Source organism: Pannonibacter sp. Q-1 (assembly GCF_054073275.1).
On sequence record NZ_JBSXNB010000004.1, the window covers coordinates 211791 to 234905 of the forward strand.

At 63.7% G+C, this 23115-nt stretch carries 20 protein-coding genes; 5 read left to right on the top strand and 15 right to left on the bottom strand.

Features of this window, described 5'->3' with window-relative positions; translation table 11 throughout:
- Window positions 1-4 precede the first annotated feature (4 nt).
- From ACVNHC_RS12505 to ACVNHC_RS12515, 3 genes are read left to right on the top strand one after another with little or no spacing between them, the layout of a single operon-like run.
- Window positions 5-1006 carry a carbohydrate kinase family protein gene (locus ACVNHC_RS12505; RefSeq protein ID WP_457167466.1) on the top strand — a complete coding sequence of 334 codons (1002 nt, stop codon included), beginning with the start codon at window positions 5-7 and terminating at the stop codon, window positions 1004-1006.
- A complete protein-coding gene (locus ACVNHC_RS12510) occupies window positions 978-1682 on the top strand; it encodes a hypothetical protein (RefSeq protein ID WP_119396637.1) in 705 nt (234 codons plus the stop codon). Before ACVNHC_RS12505 ends, ACVNHC_RS12510 begins: the two co-directional genes overlap by 29 nt.
- Window position 1683: 1 nt before the next feature.
- Window positions 1684-2295, top strand: a complete 612-nt coding sequence (locus ACVNHC_RS12515) for a hypothetical protein (protein ID WP_457167467.1) — start codon at window positions 1684-1686, stop codon at window positions 2293-2295.
- A 438-nt stretch (window positions 2296-2733) separates the two neighbouring features.
- On the opposite strand, the gene ACVNHC_RS12520 is transcribed toward ACVNHC_RS12515, so the two are convergent.
- The gene (locus tag ACVNHC_RS12520) at window positions 2734-4995 is read right to left on the bottom strand and encodes a ComEC/Rec2 family competence protein (RefSeq protein WP_457167468.1); all 2262 of its coding nucleotides are present in this window, start codon (window positions 4993-4995) and stop codon (window positions 2734-2736) included.
- 202 nt (window positions 4996-5197) lie between these two features.
- Here ACVNHC_RS12520 and gltX point away from each other — a divergent pair, with 202 nt between their 5' ends.
- On the top strand, window positions 5198-6622 hold the full coding sequence (gltX, locus tag ACVNHC_RS12525) for a glutamate--tRNA ligase (RefSeq protein ID WP_058899711.1): 1425 nt from the start codon (window positions 5198-5200) through the stop codon (window positions 6620-6622).
- Between the two features lie 240 nt (window positions 6623-6862).
- On the top strand, window positions 6863-8155 hold the full coding sequence (gene gltA / locus ACVNHC_RS12530; RefSeq protein WP_050473222.1) for a citrate synthase: 1293 nt from the start codon (window positions 6863-6865) through the stop codon (window positions 8153-8155).
- Between the two features lie 128 nt (window positions 8156-8283).
- Here gltA and lpxB read toward each other — a convergent pair whose 3' ends face one another.
- The 14 genes from lpxB to rpsB form a co-directional block, all read right to left on the bottom strand.
- On the bottom strand, window positions 8284-9486 hold the full coding sequence (gene lpxB / locus ACVNHC_RS12535; protein WP_019964642.1) for a lipid-A-disaccharide synthase: 1203 nt from the start codon (window positions 9484-9486) through the stop codon (window positions 8284-8286).
- Window positions 9483-10373 carry an LpxI family protein gene (locus tag ACVNHC_RS12540; protein ID WP_457167469.1) on the bottom strand — a complete coding sequence of 297 codons (891 nt, stop codon included), beginning with the start codon at window positions 10371-10373 and terminating at the stop codon, window positions 9483-9485. Before ACVNHC_RS12540 ends, lpxB begins: the two co-directional genes overlap by 4 nt.
- 1 nt (window position 10374) lies before the next feature.
- The gene (gene lpxA, locus ACVNHC_RS12545) at window positions 10375-11181 is read right to left on the bottom strand and encodes an acyl-ACP--UDP-N-acetylglucosamine O-acyltransferase (RefSeq protein WP_050473220.1); all 807 of its coding nucleotides are present in this window, start codon (window positions 11179-11181) and stop codon (window positions 10375-10377) included.
- A 7-nt stretch (window positions 11182-11188) separates the two neighbouring features.
- A complete protein-coding gene (fabZ, locus tag ACVNHC_RS12550; RefSeq protein WP_208977450.1) occupies window positions 11189-11656 on the bottom strand; it encodes a 3-hydroxyacyl-ACP dehydratase FabZ in 468 nt (155 codons plus the stop codon).
- A 57-nt stretch (window positions 11657-11713) separates the two neighbouring features.
- On the bottom strand, window positions 11714-12754 hold the full coding sequence (gene lpxD / locus ACVNHC_RS12555; RefSeq protein ID WP_050473219.1) for a UDP-3-O-(3-hydroxymyristoyl)glucosamine N-acyltransferase: 1041 nt from the start codon (window positions 12752-12754) through the stop codon (window positions 11714-11716).
- An 85-nt stretch (window positions 12755-12839) separates the two neighbouring features.
- Window positions 12840-15212: an outer membrane protein assembly factor BamA gene (gene bamA, locus ACVNHC_RS12560; RefSeq protein WP_058899705.1), complete on the bottom strand. Its 2373-nt coding sequence runs from the start codon at window positions 15210-15212 to the stop codon at window positions 12840-12842.
- A 147-nt stretch (window positions 15213-15359) separates the two neighbouring features.
- The gene (gene rseP / locus ACVNHC_RS12565; protein ID WP_457167470.1) at window positions 15360-16508 is read right to left on the bottom strand and encodes an RIP metalloprotease RseP; all 1149 of its coding nucleotides are present in this window, start codon (window positions 16506-16508) and stop codon (window positions 15360-15362) included.
- 162 nt (window positions 16509-16670) lie between these two features.
- Complete coding sequence (dxr, locus tag ACVNHC_RS12570; RefSeq protein ID WP_374629882.1) at window positions 16671-17864, bottom strand: 1-deoxy-D-xylulose-5-phosphate reductoisomerase; 1194 nt, start codon at window positions 17862-17864, stop codon at window positions 16671-16673.
- Between the two features lie 75 nt (window positions 17865-17939).
- A complete protein-coding gene (locus tag ACVNHC_RS12575; protein ID WP_457167471.1) occupies window positions 17940-18803 on the bottom strand; it encodes a phosphatidate cytidylyltransferase in 864 nt (287 codons plus the stop codon).
- A gap of 2 nt (window positions 18804-18805) precedes the next feature.
- Window positions 18806-19573: an isoprenyl transferase gene (locus ACVNHC_RS12580; RefSeq protein WP_457167472.1), complete on the bottom strand. Its 768-nt coding sequence runs from the start codon at window positions 19571-19573 to the stop codon at window positions 18806-18808.
- A gap of 66 nt (window positions 19574-19639) precedes the next feature.
- Window positions 19640-20203, bottom strand: coding sequence for a ribosome recycling factor (frr, locus tag ACVNHC_RS12585; RefSeq protein ID WP_050473215.1), 564 nt, complete (start codon window positions 20201-20203; stop codon window positions 19640-19642).
- 197 nt (window positions 20204-20400) lie between these two features.
- A complete protein-coding gene (gene pyrH / locus ACVNHC_RS12590) occupies window positions 20401-21117 on the bottom strand; it encodes a UMP kinase (RefSeq protein WP_050473310.1) in 717 nt (238 codons plus the stop codon).
- An 81-nt stretch (window positions 21118-21198) separates the two neighbouring features.
- Complete coding sequence (gene tsf, locus ACVNHC_RS12595) at window positions 21199-22122, bottom strand: translation elongation factor Ts (RefSeq protein WP_050473214.1); 924 nt, start codon at window positions 22120-22122, stop codon at window positions 21199-21201.
- A 189-nt stretch (window positions 22123-22311) separates the two neighbouring features.
- A complete protein-coding gene (gene rpsB / locus ACVNHC_RS12600; RefSeq protein ID WP_026355731.1) occupies window positions 22312-23088 on the bottom strand; it encodes a 30S ribosomal protein S2 in 777 nt (258 codons plus the stop codon).
- Between the last annotated feature and the right edge of the window lie 27 nt (window positions 23089-23115).

Below are 23115 nucleotides of genomic sequence, written 5' to 3' on the forward strand. Positions count from 1 at the left end.
GGCCATGCGGGCAGATTACACATCCATGGGCTTCTACACATTTGACGCCCTCTGCCGCCCGGTGAACGAGCTTCCGGCGGGCGGCGGCACCCTGTTTGTCGAGGACTTCACGCTGGCCGTTTCCGGCGCGGCCGGCAGCGCCGCCATCGTTGCGGCCAAGCACGGGCTGAAGGTGCGGGCCGTGGGCGGTGTCGGCCAGGACGACATGGGCGACTGGGTGCTGATGAAACTCGGCCGCTTCGGCGTCGACACCAGCCTGATGCAGCGCTGCGAGGGCTTTTCCACCTCAGCCTCCATCGTCACCACGAGGCCAGATGGCGCCCGCCCCGCCCTGCACAAGCGCGGGGCCACGGCGGGCTTCTATGTGGACGACGCGCAGGCGGAAACCGTGCTCGACACGAAGATCCTGCATGTGGGCGGCGTCGGCCTGATGGACCGGATGGACAAGGGCCGCAATGCGGAGCTGATGGCGGAAGCCAGGCGCCGCGGCGTCACCACCACGCTCGACGTTTTCGCCTCCACCCGCGACGACCTGCCGCTGGTCAGGCCGCTGCTGGAGCACACGGATTATTTCATGCCCTCCGAAGAGGAGGCCCGCGCCCTGTCCGGACTGGAGGATTTCGAGGACATTGCCAAGTTCCTGCTCGATCAGGGCACCGGGGCCGTCATCCTGACCCTCGGCGCGCTGGGCGCCATGTACCGGGACCGCAAGGGCCTCGCCTTCGATCTTCCGGCCTACGCGATCGACGTTGTGTGCACCTGCGGCTGCGGCGACTGTTTCAATGCCGGCTTTGCCACCGGACTGCATCTCGGCCTGCCCATCGAGGACTGCGTGCGCATGGGACAGGCAAGCTCGGCCCAGAATGCCATGGGCCTCGGCTCGCAGGCTGTTGTGAAAGATCTCGATGCGACCTTGAGGTTTATGGCAAACACGGCGCTGCGCCCCTATACTTGGGCGGAAGATCAGGAGTTGCGCCATGAAGCACCCGCCCGTTCCGGGGCCTGAGGAACTTGCCCTGCCGCTCAGGGACATCCTGCGCGGCCTGCGCCAGAAGGCACCGGTGCCGAAGTCGCTCATCGAACCGGCCCTCAGCCTGCTGCCGCGCGAGATCCGCGCCTCGCTGAACCGCATTGTCGAGGACGTTGCCGGTGAAAAGATCGGCCGCCTGCGTGTGCGCACGCCGGATGCTGTTTCCCTGCAGCGGGCCAGCCTTGCGCTGCAAGGCGGCCCTGCCGCTCCCGCCGATGTGGCCGGCGCGCTCGCCTGGGGTGGCGCGGTCTTCCTCGCCGAGGCCGGTCTTTCCACCCTTCTCGTCAGCGAGACGGTGGCCGCGCTCTGCTGGCACGAGGCGCTGGATGAAAGTTTCGACAGCCCGGCCCGTGCCGCAGCGCTTGTGCAGGGGCTCGACCGGCACAGTTTCATCAGCCCCGCTCCCGGCATCGTCTCCGCGGCCGTGCCGGACAGCGGCATGGAACCGGCGCGCCTGCGCCTTGCCATGACCGCGCTTGTGGTCTGGCTGCTGGCAGAGCGCTCCGGAACGCCGGGCAGTCTCTCGGGCGAGCATGAACTGCTGCGCATCGCCCTGCTGCTCTGCGACAGCAGCAAGGACGCAATTGCGGGCGCCTTCCGCGACCGCGAGGCGCTGGGCAGCCTGCTGCAACAACTGGCCGAGAGGATCTGACATGAGCGGCCCGCTTGCCAGCTTCGAGAACTCCCGCATGCCGGTGCGCAAGGCAATCCGCCGCCTGCGCTGGTTCATCGCTTCCTTCCACGAGCATGCCTCCGGCCTGACGGTCGAGACCGGCCAGCCCTTCACCGTGGATGACGGCAAGCTGACCACCGCCTTCATGAGCTGGTACCGCGCCTTTGAAGCGCAGAAGCACAAGGCAGATGCAGACCGGCGCGGTTATGTCACCTTCGCCGCCGGCCTGATGCTGCGCGAGCTTCTGCATTTTGGCCCGCTGACGGCCCGGCGCGGCGGGACGGCACCGGACGCACCTGCCCCGTCGGGCGGCGGTGCCCCGGCCGTCTTCTGGCCGGAAGGCCACGCCTATGTCACCTATTGCCTAGCCGTGCGGGCTGCCGTTCTGGCGCAGGAGTTCCACACCGAGCCGCATGAAGTGCCGGAGCTTTCGGACCTGCGCACCTGGTGGTCCTTCCGGGAAAACATCCTCGAAGACCCGGATCTTGCCATCAGCTTCCTGGAGCTTTTCAGCGGCGAGCAGCCGCACTGGACCGCCTCCGCCATCTTCTCCCCGCACGCGGACAAAGCCGCTCTGCCCCGGCAGCAGTGAGGCCAGCCCACTTGCTTTCCTCTCCATCGTCATCCCGGGCCGAAGCGAAGCGGAAGTCTGGGGTACGCTCATTCGCAGAGCTTTGGGACTGAAGCCGCACAGAGGCTGGCGAAAGAGAAAACCCTGCCTCACGGCTCAAGACAAAGCACCTCTCTGCGAGCGAGTAGGCCCCGGCTCGCGCTGCGCTTGGCCGGGGTGACACGGTACCTGACGACAAAGCCGTCATCAGCGGCTGCGGCCTTCACGAGGCCGAGGCAAAAGCACAGATCTGCTACACGCTCCGCGTCGTCCCGGACGCAGCAAAGCGGAGATCCGGGAACCACTCGCTTGCAGAGCGTTGAGATTGAAGCGCAGTGCTGAAGCTGGCCACTGTCCCGGATCCTCTCTTCGTTCGTCCCAGGATGAAGCTTGAGAGAAAAGCACGTGGACGCTCCCCCCTCACGGCACCCCGTGCCACGGGCGGGTGCGGACGGGGCGGGCCCATTGCAGGTGCGTGATCACCACCCTGCCCTCCACCACTTCCAGCCAGAGGGCGAGCGCGCCTTTCTCCGTGCGCTCCGGCCCGCCGATGGCCAGCGCCTTTGCGCAAGGACTCGGCAGGGTGAAGCTGCTGATGACCATATCCGCAAGACGGCAATCCTCCTCCAGCGCTTCCAAGCTGCGGCTGAGAGCCACGCGAAGTGGAGCCACCCCAGCCCCTTCTTCCGAAGGCAGCGGATAGGCCTCGACCACGCAGCCGGACGGATCACAGGCCATGTCCCGCGGCAGCAGGCGGCGGGCCTCGAAGGCCATCGGCGGCACCCCATCGCCCCGCAGCCAGGTCTCCGCAACAAAGCCGACCTTGGAGGCCGTGACACGCAAATCTCCTGAGGCATCGCGCAGGGCCACCAGCATGCCCCGGTCAGCGACAAGCACATCCGGCGGGCGGAAGAGCATCAGTGAGACAATGCCAATCCCGAGCGGCACCGCCGCAAGGACCCGCCAGCGCCCGCTCGCCAGCAGCAGCATGAAGACAGAGGCCGTGAGCATCACTGCCGCAAGGGCTGGCATCTGCCCGGTCACCCCGTCCGTATCACTGAGCGAGGCGGTGAAACTGGCCGAGGCCAGCATCAGGTCGATACCCCAGGCCATCACCGCCAGCGGCAGATCCGCAAGGCCAAAGGGCAGCAGCAGGAAGGCCAGCACTCCGGCAGGCATGACGATGAAGGAGACGGCAGGCATGGCCAGCAGGTTGCCGAGCAGCCCGTAGGGCGAGACCCGGTCAAAGTGATAGGCACCAATCACACCCGTCGCCACACCAGCCACAAGCGAGGTCACCGCCAGCCCGCCAGCCCATAACGCTACAGATGAAAGGATGCGGCGGAAGGGCGAGAGGCCCGCCCGCCGTGCCGCATTCATCTTCGTGGCCGGACGGCGGGACCAGTCGTCATAGACGGCGACAAGACACAGCACGGCGGCAAAGGACATCTGGAAACCGGGGTTATAGAGGTCCTCCGGCGCGATGATCAGCAGTGCCAGCGCCACCAGCGACAGGCTGCGCAGGCTGAGGCCGCGCCGCCCGGTCAGAAGCCCCAGAAACACCAGCGCGATCATCAGATAGGAGCGCTGCGTCGGCACACTGGCGCCCGACAGCAGCAGATAGGCCGTGGCCGTGGCCAGCGCCACACAGGCGGCGATCTTGTGGATGGGCAGGCGCAGGGCAACCGGCGGAAAAGCGGCCAGCAGCGCCAGCGCCGCCGCATAGACGCCGCCTGCAAAGAGCGCCATGTGCAGGCCGGAAATCGACAGCACATGCGCCAGCCCGGCCTCGCGCAGATCCTCAACCGTTTCATCGGGAATAAGGCTTCGATCACCCACCAGCAGTGCCGCCGCCAATGCTGCACGGTCACCCTCGCCAAGGGCGGTGCGAATGCCTTCGACAAGGCCCGCCCGCACGGCCTCGATCTGCCGAAGCGCCATGAGCCGGAGCCCCGGCGGCGGCAGGCCGATCATCTCCGGCGCGCCCAGCACAAAGCCGGTGGCGCCGATCCGGTCATAATAGGCGCGGAAGGCAAAGTCATAGCCGCCCGGCCTCACCGGGCCCGAGGGCGGCACCAGCCGGGCCCTCACCTTGATGGCATCGCCGATGGCAAGCTTCTGCGCCTGCCGCAGCACCAGCCGAACCCGCGCAGGCGGTTCACCCCGGCGCGACCAGTGCGCCACATCAACCGTCACCTGCCGGGATGCGCCTGCTCCGGCGATGCCTGAAACGTGGCCGGAAATCTCTGCTGAAACCGGCCCCATCAGCACGGGCGCAGCAATGCTGACCGTGCGCATGGCCCCTGCCGCTGCCCCAGCCAGCGCCAAGGCCAGAACCAGCGCTACGGCATGAAGCCGCCCGCGCCAATGCGCCCAGAGGGCGAAGCCCAGGGAGACAACCGCAAGCGCCATCAGCACCCAGGCATTGGGCTCACGCGGGAGGGAAAAATAAAGTGCAACGCCACCGCAGAAGGCAAAGGCCTGCAGCACGGGGGCAAGATCACGCGGGGCCTTGCGGCTGACCGCTGCAGCCGGTTTCAGCAGTCCGGCATCCGGCGTATGCGGCCGCTTGCGCCACAGGCGCTCACCATGCCGGTAAAACCAGTCAGGAATGGAAAACGAGCGGCGCGGCGGCGGCGCCCTGTCATCTGTTGCAGAGCCTGTCAGCCCTGCATCGGCCATGGCCCTGCGGCCCCTGCTTCATACGCCAAACGCCAACCCGCCCCACACTGCCGGTGCGCCTCACCGGCCTTGCTCATACCCTTTGTCCATTCGCTGCACCCCGGACATTTGCCGGGCCGCGCGCCTGTGCTAAAGAGCCAGCAACCGGATTCCGGTTCTGACCGGCATCATCTCACTCTGACAGAGAAACAACATCCTGACCATGGCTGACCAGATCGTCACGCGCTTTGCGCCTTCCCCGACCGGCTACCTTCATATTGGCGGCGCCCGCACGGCTCTCTTCAACTGGCTCTTTGCCAAGCGCCACGGCGGCAAGATGCTGCTGCGCATCGAGGACACCGACCGCGCCCGTTCCACCAAGGAAGCCGTGGACGCGCTGCTCGACGGCCTGACCTGGCTCGGCCTCGACTGGGACGGCGAGCCCGTGTCCCAGTTCGGCCGCGTCAAGCGCCATCAGGAAGTGGTGGAAGAAATGCTGGCCCGCGGCACCGCCTACCGCTGCTATTGCTCGCCGCAGGAACTGGAAGAGATGCGCGAGAAGGCCCGCGCCGAAGGCCGCCCGCCGCGCTATGACGGCACATGGCGCGACCGCGACGCCTCAGAGGCACCGGCTGGCGTTGCCCCGGCCATCCGCCTGCGCGCACCGCTTGAGGGCGAGACCATCGTCGACGATCAGGTGCAGGGCCGCATCACCTTCCCGAACAAGGATCTCGATGATCTCGTGCTGATGCGCTCGGACGGCGTGCCGACCTACATGCTGGCCGTGGTGGTGGACGACCACGACATGGGCATCACCCATATCATTCGTGGTGACGACCACCTCACCAATGCCGCCCGCCAGACCCTGATCTATCAGGCCATGGGCTGGGACGTGCCCAGCATGTCGCATATCCCGCTGATTCATGGTCCGGATGGCGCCAAGCTCTCCAAGCGCCACGGCGCGCTGGGGGCGGAAGCCTACCGCGCCATGGGCTATCTGCCCGCCGCCATGCGCAACTATCTCGCCCGCCTCGGCTGGAGCCATGGCGACGACGAGATCATGTCCACCGAAGACATGATTTCCTGGTTCGGCCTTGAGTCCATCGGCCGTTCGCCGGCCCGCTTCGACTTCAAGAAGCTGGAAAACCTCAACGGCCATTACATGCGCGCCACCGCCGATGCGGACCTGCTGGTGCACTGGAAGGCCTGCATTGCCCATAACGAGGGCGGCGCTGCCATTCTCGACTGGATGGCCGCTCCCGGCAACGAAGCCAAGGTGCTGGCGGCCCTGCCCGGCCTCAAGGAACGCGCCAAAACGCTGGTGGAACTCACCGAAAGCGCATCATACCTTTGGCGGGTGCGGCCAATTGACCTCGACGAGAAAGCCGGCACCATTCTGGACGCTGAAGGCAAGTCGATCCTCGCCCGCCTTCTGCCGCAGCTCGAGGCCGACGGCACCTGGTCACTGGAGAGCACGGAGGCCATCGTCAAGGCCTTTGCGGAAGCCGAAAACCTCAAGCTTGGCAAGGTGGCGCAGCCCTTGCGCGCCGCTCTGACGGGCCGTGGCACCTCGCCCGGCATCTATGATGTGCTGGTGGTTCTGGGCAAGGACGAATCCCTTGGCCGCATCGCCGACCAGGCTGCTTGATGCCTGATCAGGCAGGTATTTAAAGAATAACGTTCAGCGTTATTCAGTGGAACAAGGCTCATGGCGCAGGCGTTTTCGCGCCATGGGCAGCGCAGCATGCAGCTTGCGGCCCCCGCTCAAATGGGCTACGCAATCCGGGGCTATTTCAACCGCCGCGCAAGCATCAGGCAGACCGGTCAAGGTCTGCGGCGCTCCCAACGCCAGAATGCACCGGCAGTTCCAGACGAAGGGGTTACCTGAATGGGCGACACGAAAGCCAACCTGACTGTTGACGGCAAGGCCAGCGATTTCAAGATTCTCGATGGCTCCATCGGACCGTCGGTCGTGGACATCTCCACTCTCTACAAAGAGACGGGCATGTTCACCTACGATCCGGGTTTCACTTCGACCGCATCGTGCGAATCCAAGATTACCTACATCGATGGCGACGAAGGTGTGCTTCTGCACCGCGGTTACCCGATCGAGCAGCTGGCCGAGAAGGGTGACTTCCTGGAAGTCTGCTACCTGCTTCTCTATGGCGAGCTGCCGACAGCCGCCCAGAAGAAGGACTTCGACTACCGCGTCACGCACCACACCATGGTGCATGAGCAGATGAACCGGTTCTTCACCGGCTACCGCCGCGACGCCCATCCGATGGCCGTCATGGTCGGCACCGTGGGTGCCCTCTCCGCCTTCTATCACGACTCGACCGACATCACCGATCCGCACCAGCGCATGGTCGCTTCGCTGCGCATGATCGCCAAAATGCCGACGATCGCCGCGATGGCCTACAAGTACCACGTCGGCCAGCCCTTCGTTTACCCGAAGAACGACCTCGACTACGCCTCCAACTTCCTGCGCATGTGCTTTGCCGTGCCTTGTGAGGAGTACAAGGTCAACCCGGTCCTGTCCCGCGCCATGGACCGCATCTTCATCCTGCACGCCGACCACGAGCAGAACGCCTCGACCTCGACCGTGCGTCTTGCCGGTTCGTCGGGCGCCAACCCCTTCGCCTGCATCGCGGCCGGCATTGCCTGCCTCTGGGGCCCGGCACACGGCGGCGCCAACGAGGCCGCGCTCAACATGCTGATGGAAATCGGCTCGGTTGACCGCATCCCCGAATATATCGAGCGCGCCAAGGACAAGAACGATCCGTTCCGTCTGATGGGCTTCGGCCACCGGGTCTACAAGAACTACGACCCGCGCGCCAAGATCATGCAGAAGACCATGTACGAAGTGCTGGAGGCCACCGGCCATGCGGATGACCCGCTGATGCAGGTTGCCCTCGAGCTGGAAAAGATCGCCCTCAACGATCCGTACTTCATCGAGAAGAAGCTCTACCCGAACGTCGACTTCTACTCGGGCATCACGCTGCGTGCGCTCGGCTTCCCGACCACCATGTTCACCGTGCTCTTCGCCCTCGCCCGCACCGTGGGCTGGATCGCACAGTGGAACGAGATGATCGAAGATCCGTCCCAGCGCATCGGCCGTCCGCGCCAGCTCTACACCGGCGCTCCGCAGCGCGACTACGTGCCGCTCGGCAACCGCAGCTGAGATCTTCTGATCTGATAAATACGGAAAGGGCGCCAGACGGCGCCCTTTTTACTATGTGCCTCAAGATCGGGAGAAGGCAGGCTTGAGCATTCTCAAGGCGTGATGCGTCAGCATCGAAAGCCTTGGTGTTACGACTTGAGGAGATCCAGCACGATCCGGGCCGCGGCCTCGCTCTGGGAGCGGCCATCCGGCAGGCGCATCATGCCATCGAGCGCCGTGAAAGCGTCCACCTGCGTGCGCCGCTCGGGCGTATCGCTCAACAGCTTCGAGATGACGGGCACAAGGCGCTCCGGATTGACCTCCTCATCGAGGAATTCCGGCACCACGTTGCGCTCCAGAATGATGTTGGGCAGCACCATGGAAGAGACGCTGGCAATCGGCATGATCTTGTGCAGCTGCTTCAGGCGGCGGTAGAACCAGTCGAGCCGGTAGCAGATCGCCATGGGAACGCCGGAGGCTGCCAGTTCCAGCGACACGGTGCCGGAGGCTGCCAGTGCCGCATGCGCACGCCGGAAGGCTGCAAATTTCTCAGCTTCGCCCCGGATGATCTGCGGCGGCAACGGCCAGCCGGCAACCCGCTCCGTGATGCGGTCCGCCAGATGCGGCACCGCCGGCAGCAGCACTTCCAGCCCCGGGTGAAGCGGGGCAAGCTGCAACAGGATCTGGCCGAAGTCATCCAGCAGTGCGTCCACCTCGCTGCGGCGGCTGCCGGGCAGCAGCAGCAGCACGGGAGCGCCCTCGCCCACCGGCTTGCGCTCACCTGCAGCCGGACGCAGCAGAGCCGCCTTCTCGATCAGCGGATGACCGACGTAGAAGGTGGGCGGCCCGCCGAGGCGCTTGTGGGCCGCCGGTTCGAACGGCAGCAGCGCCAGAAGCCGGTCCACATAGACGCTCATCTTCTTCGCCCGGCCCGGACGCCAGGCCCAGACGGAGGGCGACACATAATCGACAATGGGAATATGCGGCGCGCGCTTGCGCACCCGCTTGGCGACATTATGCGTGAAATCCGGGCTGTCGATGATGATCAGCACATCCGGATTGGCCGCAATCGCCGCATCGACAGCCTGATAGACGCGCCGGACGATGGTGGGCAGACGCTTCAAGACCGCCGTCAGTCCCATCACTGCAATGTCGGACAGCGGAAAGAGGCTCTCCAGCCCCTGATGCGCCATCCGCTCGCCGCCGACGCCCTCAAAGACAATTGCGCCGCCGTGCAGCTGCTTCAGCGAGGCCATGAGATTGGCACCAAGAGAATCGCCCGATTCCTCGCCAGCCACCAGAAACACCTTCAGCGGACGCGCCGGATTGCCGGCCATCACCTCAGTGTTCATGCTGCATCGCTCCCGTTTCGCGTCAGGCCGAAGAGGAACAGTCCGCCCGCTTTGGCGGCCGCTGCGGTCTCAGCTTCATCGGCCACCAGCGCATGGCCCGCTTCCACCGCAATGCCGGCAAGCCCTGCCGCCTTGGCAAGCTCGACCGTGCGCGGGCCTATTGTGGGAAGATCCACGCGCAGATCCTGCCCGGGCTTTGCCGCCTTCACCAAGACGCCTGCCGCGCCTTTGGTCTTGACCCGGCCGATGCGCCGCAGCTCGGCGCAGCGCGCCAGCATGGCATCGGTGCCCTCGGCCCCTTCCAGCGCGATCACACGCCCGCCAATGGCGACAGCGGCCTGGCCGATATCCAGTTCACCCAGCCTTTGCACCGCCTTGTAGGCCAGTGCCATATCGACCTGAGCTTCGCTTTCAGGCATCCTGCCTGCCAGCAGCCCTTCCCGCGCCAGCAGCGCAGGGGCCACATCGCGCACGCCGACAGCCTTGAGGCCTTCCGCTTCAAAGATGCCGATCACACGGGTCAGAAGACTGTCATCGCCGCCAATCATCGCCTTCAGGATGGCCGGCAGGCGGCGCATGGTGCCAAGATCGCCCATGACGGAGGTGAAATCCGGCCTCTTGGTGATGCCGCCAATCAGCAGCACCCGGTCGCAGTGTGCCTGTTTGAGGCTCTTGAACAGCTGTCCGATCTGGCCCCAGCCCAGCTCGATATCGGCCTGGGCAGCAAGCTCCGGCTCGGCCTCGCCTTTGATGGCGACAAGATGCACGGGCTCGCCCCGGGCCTGCAGGTCGGCCAGAATAAGCCCCGGCAGACGGCCGCCACCCGCGATGATGCCGAGACATCCTGTGGAGGCCCCGGTCTTTCCGGCATCGCTGGCGGCAGTCATGTCAGGCATCGCCCGCAGGGCCACGCGGCGTGCAGAACCGGCGCTCACCCTCGACGAGGATGAAATCCGTCACCTGCTTCACCAGCGGCTGGTCCGTCATACTGGCGGCAATCTTCTGCGCCCGGTCACGCAGCGTGCCTTCCTCGCTCTCGAACAGCTCGCGGTAGGCGGCTCGCAGGGCGTGGATCTGCTCACGCGGGAAGTTGCGCCGCTTCAGGCCGACAAGATTGAGACCGCCAAGCCGCGCCCGGTTGCCGGTGACCATGCCATAGGGAATGAGATCATTCTCGAGGCCCGCCAAGCCACCGACAAAGGCGTGGTCGCCAATGCGGGTGAACTGGATGACGGCCGATCCACCGCCGAAAATGACGTGGCTGCCCACTTCGACGTGGCCGGCAATCATCACATTGTTGGACAGCACGCAGCCATCCCCCAGATGGCTGTCATGGCCGACGTGAGAGTTCGCAAGGAAAGCGCAACGGTTGCCGATGGTGGTGGAAGAACCGCCCCCTTCCGTTCCGGCGTTCATCGTCACGCCTTCCCGGATGATGCAGTCCTCACCGACGCTCAGCGTCGCGTGTTCGCCCTTGAACTTGAGATCCTGGGCCTGATGGCCGATGGAGGCAAAGGGGAAGATGACCGTGCGCGCACCGATCCGGGTGGATCCGGCAACGGCCACATGCGACTTCAGCTCGACACCATCGCCCAGCACCACATCCTTGCCCACGTGGCAGAAAGGCCCGATGCGAACCCCGTCACCGAGAGACGCACCGTCTTCAATGATTGCGGAGGGATGAATGTGGGACATGATTTCCTCAGGCGTCGACGATCATGGCGCTGATTTCAGCTTCAGCGACCTTAGCGCCATCCACCTTGGCAATCGCCTCAAATTTCCAGATGTTCAGGCGGTTACGGATCTTCTTCACATGGAATTCGACCTGATCGCCCGGCATCACCGGCTTGCGGAACTTGGCCTTGTCGACGGTCATGAGATAGACGAGCTGCGGCGTGTCGTCGGTGCTCAGGGAGTTGACGCACAGGGCACCGGCCGTCTGCGCCATCGCCTCGATCAGCAGAACGCCCGGCATCACCGGATGAGCCGGAAAATGCCCCTGGAAATGCGGCTCGTTGATCGTGACATTCTTGATGCCGATGCAGGATTCATCACCGTTCATCTCGATGATCCTGTCGATCATCAGGAACGGATAGCGGTGCGGCAGGAGCTCCATCACGCGCATGATGTCGGCAGCGTTGAGCGTTGTCTTCTGTTCTTCCATATCCATCGCCCTCTTGCAGGGAAACTGTCATTTGCTGCTGTTTATCGCAGTAGAACGCGCCTGTCAGGCGTCAGATCCACGTTCTGCCAGTTTTTTCAGTGCCGTGATTTCACGGAACCACTGTTTCACCGGTTTGGCGGGCACGCCGCCATAGCGCCCGCCTGCCGGAACCGCGTCATTGACGACGCTGACCGCAGCGATCTGCGCGCCCATGCCGATTTCCACGTGGCCGGCCACACCGGACTGTCCGCCAATGGCCACATAGTCGGCCAGGGTCGAACTTCCGGAAAGCCCGACCTGCGAAACGATCACGCAGTGGCGGCCGATAACGACGTTGTGGCCAACCTGGACCTGATTGTCGATCTTGGTGCCCTCACCAATCACCGTGTCACGGTTGGCACCGCGGTCAATTGTGGTGTTTGCCCCGATCTCCACGTCGTCCTGAATGATGACACGGCCGATCTGCGGCACCTTCAGATGCCCGCCAAGACCCATGGCATAACCGAAACCATCCTGCCCGACACAGACGCCGGGATGAAGGATGACCCGGTTGCCAAGCAGGGCGTGCTGCAGCACGGCATTGGCACCGATACGGCAATCGCGGCCGACACGCACATTGCAGCCGATGACGGCATTGGGGCCAATATGGGAGCCCGCACCAACTTCGGCGCCTTCTCCGATGACGGCGCCCGGCTCGATGACGGCGCCCTCTTCAATGACGGCTGCCGGATGCACGGTCGCCCGCTCTGAAATGCGTGTCTCGCCGTAAAAGGGCTCAGGCTTCATGGCCGCAGGAAACAGGCCCGCCAGCACAAGCGCCCAGGCTCTGTACGGATCCTTGCAGACGATGACAGCCACCTCCTCCGGCACTTTGGCGACATGCTTCGGCGCAACGATGCAGGCACTTGCCCGTGTGCTGCCGAGCTCAGCGAGGTACTTCACATTGTCGAAGAAAACCAGCGCACCCGGCTCCGCATCCTCAAGCGGTGCCACCTTGCTGATCAGAAGAGCCGGGTCACCGCGCTGAAGCTCGCCGCCGGACAGGGCCACGATCCGCTCAAGCGGCAGCTCGGCCATGGGCGGGAAGAAGATGGGATCGGACATGAACTGTCTCCCGCAAGATGTTCTGACTACAAAAGAAAACGGCCGCCGTTTGATGCGGCGGCCGTTGAATTCCTGCTTCTCCGGCTCAGAACCGGGTGCCGCCACCGAGACGGAACACCTGGGTCTTGTCGCCTGTTTCCTTGACGACCGGCACGGCAAAGTCCATGCGCAGCGGGCCGAACGGCGACTGCCAGCGGATACCGGCACCCACCGAAGCGCGCACCTTGAAGCTGTTGCTGTTCACACCGTTGGTGCCCACAGCCTGAACCAGCTTGTTGTCCGCATCCCACAGCGAACCGGCGTCGGCAAAGACGGCACCGCTCAAGCCGAACTCTTCCGGAATGACCGGGAACGGGAAGGTCGCTTCCACAGTACCAGCCACGTAGAAGCGGCCACCGATGGCATCGCCCGTCGTCGCATCACGCGGACCGATGCCCTGGCTTTCGAAGCCGCGCACCAGCTCACCACCCATCATGAACTGATCGGAGATACGCAGACGCTTGCTGCCGAAGCCCTGGATATGACCGGCACGCAGCGTGACGTTACCGACGATCCCGGCATCCGGGAAGATCTCCCGGTAAGCGCGGCCTTCAACGGTCGAGCGCATGAACTGCGTGTCACCGCCGATACCTGCGAATTCCTGCTGGAACTTGCCGTAAAGGCCGTTCGACGGGTTCAGGTTGTTATCGAGCGTGTTGTAGATCAGCGCGTAACCAGCCAGCGACGTCAGATAAGTACCAAGGGCATCGCAAACCGCAGGAGACAGGTTCGAGTTGTTCGAACAGGTCGCCAGATTGGTGGCAAGGTTCTTCGGATCCTTAATCTTGGTCTGGTAAATGTTGTAGAACAGCTTCAGAGAAAGCTCATCCTCACGCAGCGGCAGGGTGAAGCCAAAACCACCACCGGTGATCTCTTCATCATAGCTGCGGTAGTCATTGTTCTTCGAAACACGGCGATAGGCTTCGAGATCCAGAGCAATACGGCGGCCCAGGAAGAACGGCTCCTGGAAAGCAAACTCGTAGGACTGGGTGCTCTCACCACCGCCAACGCCAAGCTTGATATACTGACCGCGGCCGAGGAAGTTCTTTTCGCTGATGGAGATATCGCCGATCACGCCATCGGTGGTCGAGTAACCAACACCGAACGACACTTCACCGGTTGCCTGCTCTTCCACATCCACGTTGATGACAACGCGGTCGGGCGAGCTGCCACGCTCGGTGGTGATGCGCACTTCCTTGAAGAAACCAAGGTTCTTCAGGCGGCGCTCGGCCTTGTCCATGAGAACACGGTTGAAGGCATCGCCTTCCGCCAGATCGAATTCGCGGCGGATGACATATTCACGCGTCCGGTCGTTGCCGCGGATGTTGATCCGCTCGACATAGGCGCGCGGGCCTTCCTCGATGTTGTAGACGAGATCAATCGTCTTGGTCTCGTAGTTGCGCAGGGCGCGCGGACGCACCTCGGCAAAGGCATAGCCTTCCCTGGACACCTGCATCGTCAGGTCTTCCAGAGACTGCTCGACACGGCGGGAGTTATAGGTGTCGCCAGAGCTTGTACGCACGTAGGACTTCAGGCTCTCGGGGTCGATCGACGACAGGGAGCTCTGAACTTCCACATTCCCGATCTGGTACTTCTCGCCTTCATCAATCGTGAAGGTCACATAGAAGACGTTCTGCTCGCGATCGAGATCGGCACTGGCAGCAATGATCCGGAAATCGGCATAACCATTCTGATAATAGTACTGACGCAGCAGCTCCTGATCCGCGGCAAGACGGTCCGGATCATAGGTGTCGGAGCTGCGCAGCCAGCTCAGCAGACCGCTTTCGCGCGTGCGGATCACATCGCGCAGGCGGCGGTCACTGAAGTTCTTGTTACCAACGAAGCTGATGCGCTCGACGCCGGTCTTTTCGCCTTCATTGATCTCGAACACCAGATCGACGCGGCCATTGCCACGGTCGATGGTCTTGGGATCAACCGAGGCGCGGTAACGGCCCGAGCGGCGGTATGCTTCCAGAATGTTCTGAACGTCGCTCTGCACCCTGCTGCGGCTCAGCATGGAGCGCTCGGTGGTGCGCACGACGCCCTTGAGGGTCTCCGCGCTCAGACGCTTGTTGCCCTCGAAGGACACACGCGAGATGACCGGGTTTTCCACAACCGTGACGACCACAGTGCCGCCCTGCTGCGTGATGCGGACATCTTCGAACAGCCCCGTCGCAAACAGCGCCTTGAGCGATTCGTCGATATCGGCCGCAGAATACTGCTGCCCCCGCTTGATGGTCATGTAGCTCGCGACGGTTTCGGCCTCGATGCGCGTGTTGCCACGCACGACGATGGAACCCGCAACGGCTGCCTCCGCAGTGGAAACGAACGACCCGAACGGGTCAGGCAGCATCCCGCCGGTGACAAGGAGCGGCGCCGACAAAATCACGGCGCGGGAGATTTTCCGCAGTCGCTGCATATTCGAGCTATGCCTTTTTTACAAAACTGATCCCGAAGGATCATAGTCAGATTCTCAGCATCCGGCCTTGGTTTTACATCCTTTTGCCGAATACGCAACCGCACGATTCACACGAAACAGATTTCATTTGAATGCGTTGCGGGCATGTCACGCAGGCAGCCAGCGGCCAACAAGACGTGACAGGTCATTCCAGGTCGCAAAAACCATGAGCATCAGCACCAGCGTGAGGCCGATGCGGAAGCCGAATTCCTGCGCTTTCTCACTGAGCGGCCGCCCTCTGACAGCTTCCGCAGCATAATAAACCAGATGTCCCCCATCCAGCATCGGCACCGGCATCAGATTGAGCAGGCCAATGCTGACCGAAAGCACTGCGGCAAGCTGCAGCAGCGGAATGAAGCCAAGCGTCGCCACCTGACCGGCCACTTCCGCGATGCGGATCGGGCCGCCAAGCTGGTCAGCCGGTTCGCGTCCGCGCACGACCTTGCCGATATACTCCACGGTCCGCACCATAACGAACCATGTTTCGTTAACACCCTCTTTCACTGCAGCTGCAGGACCATAAGTTTTCTGGATCCGGTCGCCTTCCTGCACGGTCCGCGACACCCCCAGAAGGCCGATACGCTGCACATTGCCGAAGTCGTCCTTCAGCTCGCGCAACTGCGGCGTCACGGTCAGGTCCGTCAATTGCCCCTGCCGCTCGACCTCCAGCCGCAGCGGCACACCGGCACTGACGCTGACGATGCGCTGCAACTCGGCAAAGGTCTCGATCGGAGTGCCGTTGACCGCGGTGATCAGATCTCCGGGCTGAAGCCCTGCCTCCGCAGCCGCACTTTCCGGCTGCACTTCGCCAACCAGCGGCGTTGAAACCACACGGCCAAAAGCGCCGAAAATGAAGGCGAAGATGACGATGGCGAGGATGAAATTGGCGACCGGGCCGGCGGCAACCACGGCCGCACGCTGCCAGACAGGCTTGGCCATGAAAGCCCCTACCCGCTGCTCCTCGCTCATGGCCGCCACCTTTTCGTGATCAGGCACACTGGCCGCATTCTCATCGCCGGAGAATTTCACATAACCGCCCAGCGGTATGAGGCAGAGTTTCCAGCGTGTGCCCTTGCGGTCATTGAAGCCGATCAGCTCACGGCCAAAGCCGATGGAGAAGGCCTCCACGTCCACGCCACACCAGCGGGCCACCGCAAAATGGCCAAGCTCATGAAAGAAAACGACAACCGTCAGCACGAACAGGAAGGCTGGCAGGGTGAGCACCGGCTGGGACGACAGGGCTGCGAGAAGATCCATTCACCTATCCTGAACTTGCGCAAGACGCGGGTAGCGGGGCGGTCATGTTTCGCCCCTTTCCTGCCCGGAAGATAGCCATCCAGCCAAGGTGATGCCAGATGTATGGCGGAAATTAGTCCCGAGCGCCAAATGCGGCGGGGAAAACCTCCCTCCTGGCGGCGGTCAGGTCAATGCAAAGCGGTTCAGCAATTCGTGAGCCACCGCCCGCGCCTGCATATCAAGCGCCAGGATGGAATCGATGTCTGCGGCCGGAGCCAGATCCTGCCCAGCCGCCAGCCTGTCGAGCACCGCCCCAACCAGCCCGGCAATGCCCGTAAAGCCGATCTGCCCGGACAGGAATGCGGCAACCGCCACTTCGTCCGCCGCGTTCAGCGCAGCCGGTGCGCAGCCCCCTGCCCGCATGGCATCCAGTGCAAGACCGAGCGCCGGAAACCGCTTGATATCCGGAGCTTCGAAGGTCAGCGAGCCGAGCTTTGCAAGGTCGAGCCGTGCCCCCGGCACGGGCATGCGAGCGGGCCAGGCAAGGCAGTGAGCGATGGGCGTGCGCATGTCGGCCGGTCCCAGCTGCGCCAGCAGCGAGCCATCGGTATATTGAACCATTCCGTGGATAGCCGATTGCGGATGCACCAGAACCTCGATCTGATCGTGGCGCAGCGGGAAGAGATGTGAGGCCTCGATAACCTCCAGTCCCTTGTTCATCAGGGTGGCGCTATCGATAGTGATGCGGCTGCCCATGCTCCAGTTGGGATGTTTCAATGCCTGTTGAGGCGAAACATGCGCCATTTCGGAGAGGGAGAGGGTGCGGAACGGCCCGCCCGAAGCGGTGAGGATGATCTTTTCCACTTCCGCCAGATTGCGGCTCTCCAGCACCTGGAAGATGGCATTATGCTCCGAATCGACCGGCAGCACCGTTGCCCCTGCCCGCCCTGCGGCGGCCATGAAGAGGTCCCCGGCGCAAACGAGGCATTCCTTGTTGGCCAGCGCGATGGTGCGGCCCGCTTCAAGCGCTGCAAAGGTAGGCCGCAAGCCGGCAGCACCGACGATGGCCGCCATCACCATGTCTGCGGGCCGAAGCGCCGCCTCAATGACCCCAGCTTCACCGGCACCGCAGGCAATCCCAGTTCCCGCAAGATACGCGGCCAGCTCTTCGCCTTTTGAAGGATCGGCCAGAGCGGCAAAACCGGCTCCGGTCTGACGGGCGAGTTCCGCAAGCCCGGCCGCATCCTGACCGGCCACGAGTGCCGCCACTTCAAAATGCTGCGGATAGCGGGCAACGAGATCGAGCGTGTTGCGGCCGATGGAGCCGGTGGCCCCGAGAATGACCAGCCGCAGCGGCGCAGTCCGCCCTGCCAGCATTGCCTCAAGCCCTGCCGAAGCGTCTCGGCCCTTCTCTGCCTCACTCACCACAGCCAACCACCCAGGCTCTTGAACTTACTGAAAACCGATGCCGGACATCGGATCGGCCAGACTGCCGCCGAAGAGCAGCCCGCACAGCACGGCGAAGATGGCAGCCGCCACCAGCCCGTCGATCCGGTCCATGATACCGCCATGGCCGGGAATGAGACGCCCGGAATCCTTGACACCAAAGCGCCGCTTGATCGCCGATTCCAGCAGGTCGCCTCCCTGCGATACGGCCGAAACCGCAAGACCGAAGGCAAACCAGGAAAGCGTGCCGCCCTGCCCCAGAACCGCAATAACGCCGAGGCCGCCAAGCGCACCGAAGACAAGGCCGCCGATGGCGCCTGACCAGGTCTTCTTCGGCGAAACGCGCGGCCAGAGCTTCGGGCCCCCCAGCTTGCGCCCGGTGAAATAGGCCGCAACATCGGTCACCCAGACAACCGCCAGCAGGAAGAAGATGTGCAGCTCGCCCTCGCTGCCGCGGCGCAGCAGCATCAGCGCCCCGAGAGCGAGACTGGAATAGAGAATGCCCTCAGCCGTCCAGAAACCAGTCTTCCCGGCCCGGGCCGACAAGATGCTAAGCCCCGCACCAGCGGCCAGCGCAGCAAGGGCCCACAGCTCATGCCCTGTGTAGATCAGCCCCGCGACGGCCAGAAGCGTAGCAAAGCCCGCCAGTGCAGGCAGTCCGGCCGGCCGCGCCCCGACAATCGCCAGCCACTCCTTCAGGAACAGCGCGCAGCCAAGCAGCGCCAGCGCAAAGAATGCCTCGCCGCCCCGCCAGGCAATGAGAAGCACAAGCGGCCCCAGAATCAGCGCGGAAATGAACCGCAGCTTCAGGTCCGCCATCGGCCCGGCCGGACCGCCGGTTCCGCTGTTGCCATTTGCCCCCCCGGCCATGATCAGGATCCCGTAGCGGTCACGCCGCCAAAGCGCCGCTCACGCTCGCAGAAGGAAGCAAGCGCCGCGTCAAACTCCTCAGGCCCGAAATCGGGCCACAGAACCGGCGTGAAATAGAACTCGGCATAGGCCGCCTGCCACATCAGGAAGTTGGACAGGCGCAGCTCGCCGCTGGTGCGGATGATGAGATCAGGGTCAGGGATACCGGCCGTATCGAGATTGGCCGAAATATCCGCATCGGTAATGGCCGAAGGATCACGCCCCTCCGCCAGATATCGCTGCGTGAGCTTGCGCACCGCACGGGTGATTTCATCGCGCGAGCCATAATTGAAGGCGATGACAACGGTCATGCCGGTGTTGGCTGCCGTCACCCGCTCGCTCTCTTCAAGCAGGCTGCGGATGCCCGGATCCAGCCCTTCACGCTCGCCGATGATGCGCACCCGGCAATTGGCCTTGTGCAGTTCGCTCAGATCGCGCTGTACGAAACGGCGCAGCAGCGACATGAGAAAGCTGACTTCGGTGGGTGGACGGCGCCAGTTTTCGGAGGAGAAACTGTAGAGCGTGATGAAATCGACGCCGCGCGACGACGCATGGCGGATGATCTTGCGCAGCGCTTCCAGCCCATGGCGGTGCCCTTCGGTGCGGGGCAGCCCGCGTGCCTGAGCCCAGCGGCCATTGCCATCCATGATGATGGCGACATGGCGCGGCGCGGCGGCACCGCCGGGAGCGGGGCCTGTCACGCTGGAGCCAGTTTCAGGTCGGCTGGTCATCAAGTCCCCCGGGGCACACTTCCAGGCTGGCGGGGGCAGGCACAGAACCAGCCCCCTTTCAGATCCTCAGACCTGGGAGATTTCCTGCTGCTTCTTTTCCAGCATGCTGTCGGCCTCGGCAATGCGGGCGTCGGTCAGCTTCTGCACGTCATCGGAAGCAACACGGGCGTCATCCTGGCTGATGCCGCCATCCTTCTCCAGCTTCTTGATGATGTCCATGCCGTCGCGGCGCACGTGACGGATGGCGACCTTGGCGGCCTCGGCATATTTGTGCGCGACCTTGATCAGCTCCTGGCGGCGCTCGGCGTTCAGCTCCGGGATCGGCAGGCGCAGCAGCTGGCCATCGATCACCGGGTTGAGGCCAAGGCTCGACTCGCGAATCGCCTTTTCGACGGCGCTGACCATGCCCTTGTCCCAGACCTGGATCGCGACCATGCGCGGCTCCGGCACGGAGACGGTGCCAACCTGGTTGATCGGCATGGACTGGCCATAGGCGTTGACGACGATGGCATCGAGCATGCTGGAGGAAGCACGGCCGGTGCGAAGGCCCGCAAGTTCGGTCTTCAGAACACCAAGTGCGCCCTGCATACGACGCTCGAGATCTTTGAGATCGACACCTTCAACCGGCATAACTTCCTCGCTTTGTTTTTCGTTGGCTCACGCTTTGCTGGCGCGGCGCAAACATGGCACAGTCTCGCCGAAAGACAAGACCAACTCAGGCAGAGCCCCTGAATAAGCAGGAGACAGGCGGATGCGCAAGCCGCATTCCGCCACTCTGCTTTTCCTGATACCGGGAAGGCCGGAAAAGCCCCCCGTCCTTCGGAAAATCAGCTGACGACCGTGTAGAGGCCGCGCTCTTCCAGAACGCTCACCAGAGCGCCGGGGGTGTGGATCGAGAACACGATCACGGGGATCTTGTTGTCACGGGCGAGCGCAATGGCCGTCGTGTCCATGACCTTGAGGTTGCGGGTGATCACGTCCTCATAGGTCAGTTCGGTGTAGCGCTCCGCATCCGGATTGATCTTCGGATCTTCCGAATAGATGCCGTTCACCTGCGTGCCCTTCAGGAAGGCATCGCACTTCATTTCGGCAGCACGCAGCGCCGCGCCGGAATCGGTGGTGAAGAACGGGTTGCCCGTGCCGCCGGCGAAGACGATCACGTCGCCGTCTTCCATGTAGCGCTCGGCACCGCGCTGGGTGAAGGTTTCGCAGATGGAGGGCACCGGCACGGCCGAAAGCACGCGGGCCGGAATGTCGTGGCGGCGCAGGGCGTCGGCCACGGTCAGGCTGTTCATGACCGTCGCCAGCATGCCCATGTGGTCGCCCGTGACGCGGTTGCCGCCCTTGGCCGCAACAGCAACGCCGCGGAAGATGTTGCCGCCGCCGATCACCACACCCACCTGCGCACCCAGCTTCACCGCACTGGCAATCTCAAGCGCGATCCGCTCGACCACTGCCGGATCGATGCCGAAGGACTGGCTGCCCATCAGGGCCTCGCCCGAGAGTTTCAGAAGCACACGGCGCCAGCGCAGCGGTTTGGACATGGGCATACCTTCCGGTTCAATGATCGTGAAAAAAAGGGCTGTCAAAAAAAAGGCGCCGGTTTGATCCGGCGCCCTCTGGGCTTAGTGGCCGGCCGCCGCGGCGACCTCTGCCGCGAAGTCCGTCTCTTCCTTCTCGATCCCCTCGCCGAGAGCGAAGCGGACGAAGCCGGAGAGCGTGACTGCGGTGCCAAGTTCCTTGCCGAGAGCCTCAACAGCCTGCTCGACGGTCTTGTCCGGGTCGATGACGAAAGCCTGCTTCACGAGGGTGACTTCCTCGTAGAACTTGCGGATACGGCCTTCGACCATCTTCTCGATGATGTTGTCCGGCTTGCCGGATTCGCGGGCCTGCTCGATGAACACGGCGCGCTCACGCTCCACAACGGCCGGGTCCAGCTGGTCGACGTTCAGCGACAGCGGGCTGGTGGCGGCAATGTGCATGGCGATCTGGCGGCCCAGAGCGTTCAGCTTGTCCTTGTCGCCGGCCGACTCGAGCGCGACGAGCACGCCGATCTTGCCGAGGCCATCGGAAATGGCGCTGTGGACATAGGTGGAGACAACGCCGTCGTTGACGGACAGGACGGCTGCGCGGCGCAGGGTCATGTTCTCGCCGATGGTGGCGATGGCATCCTTGATGGACGCGTCAACGGACTTGTCGGAGCCCGGGTAGCCGGCAGCGGAAATCGCCTCGACATCACCGCCTGCGGTCAGGGCAACGGCGGCGACATCGCGCACCAGAGCCTGGAAGCCGTCGTTACGGGCCACGAAGTCGGTTTCGGAGTTCAGCTCGATGACGGCAGCGGTCGTGCCCTTGGATGCAACACCAACCAGGCCTTCAGCAGCCACGCGGCCGGCCTTCTTGGCAGCCTTGGCGAGACCCTTGGCACGCAGCCAGTCGATCGCTGCTTCCATGTCACCGTTGGTTTCGGTCAGAGCAGCCTTGCAGTCCATCATGCCTGCGCCGGTCTTCTCGCGCAGATCCTTCACCATTCCTGCGGTAATGCTCATGGTAGCCTCGTGAATCGGAGTTAAAGCTTCGCACGGTTTAGCCCATGGCCAACCGCGCCTTTATGACGGTTCCCGCAAGAGGGGCCTCCGTCAGCGGCATTGCCGCGCCTGACCTCAAAACGGCGCAGCCATGCGGCCGCTGCCAGGGTCAGAACAGGTGCGGCGCCGGGCGCCGCACCTGCAACAGAATCAGGCGTCAGCCGATTCTTCTTCAGCGTCGAGAGCCGGCTCGACCGGAGCGGACTCGGAAGCACCGACGTCGATGCCCATGCCACCCTGGGCGCGGGAGATGCCGTCGAGAGCTGCACGGGCGATCAGGTCGCAGTAAAGCGCAATCGCACGGCCGGCGTCGTCGTTGCCCGGAACCGGATAGGTGATGCCTTCCGGCGAGCAGTTCGAGTCGAGGATAGCGGCGACCGGGATGCCCAGACGGCGGGCTTCCTGGATGGCGATGGCTTCACGGTTGGTGTCGATCACGAAAATCAGATCCGGCAGGCCGCCCATGTCCTTGATGCCGCCCAGGTTCCGCTCGAGCTTCTCGCGCTCGCGGTCCATGAACAGCTTTTCCTTCTTGGTCAGGCCCGAGGTGTCCGTGGACAGGGTCTCTTCGAGCTTGCGCAGGCGCTGGATCGAACCGGAAATGGTCTTCCAGTTGGTCAGCATGCCGCCGAGCCAGCGGGCGTTGACGAAGTACTGCGCGCAGTTGCGTGCGGATTCGGCAACAGCTTCCTGAGCCTGACGCTTTGTGCCGACGATCAGCACGCGGCCGCCCTTGGCAACGGTGTCGCTGACGGCCTTGAGAGCCTGGTGCAGCAGCGGAACGGTCTGGCCGAGATCCATGATGTGGATGTCGTTGCGAACGCCGAAGATGTACGGCGCCATGCGCGGGTTCCAGCGGTGCTTCTGGTGACCAAAGTGAACACCAGCTTCGAGCAGCTGACGCATGGTGAAATCGGGCAATGCCATGGCCCTGAACTCCATATTTTTCCGGTT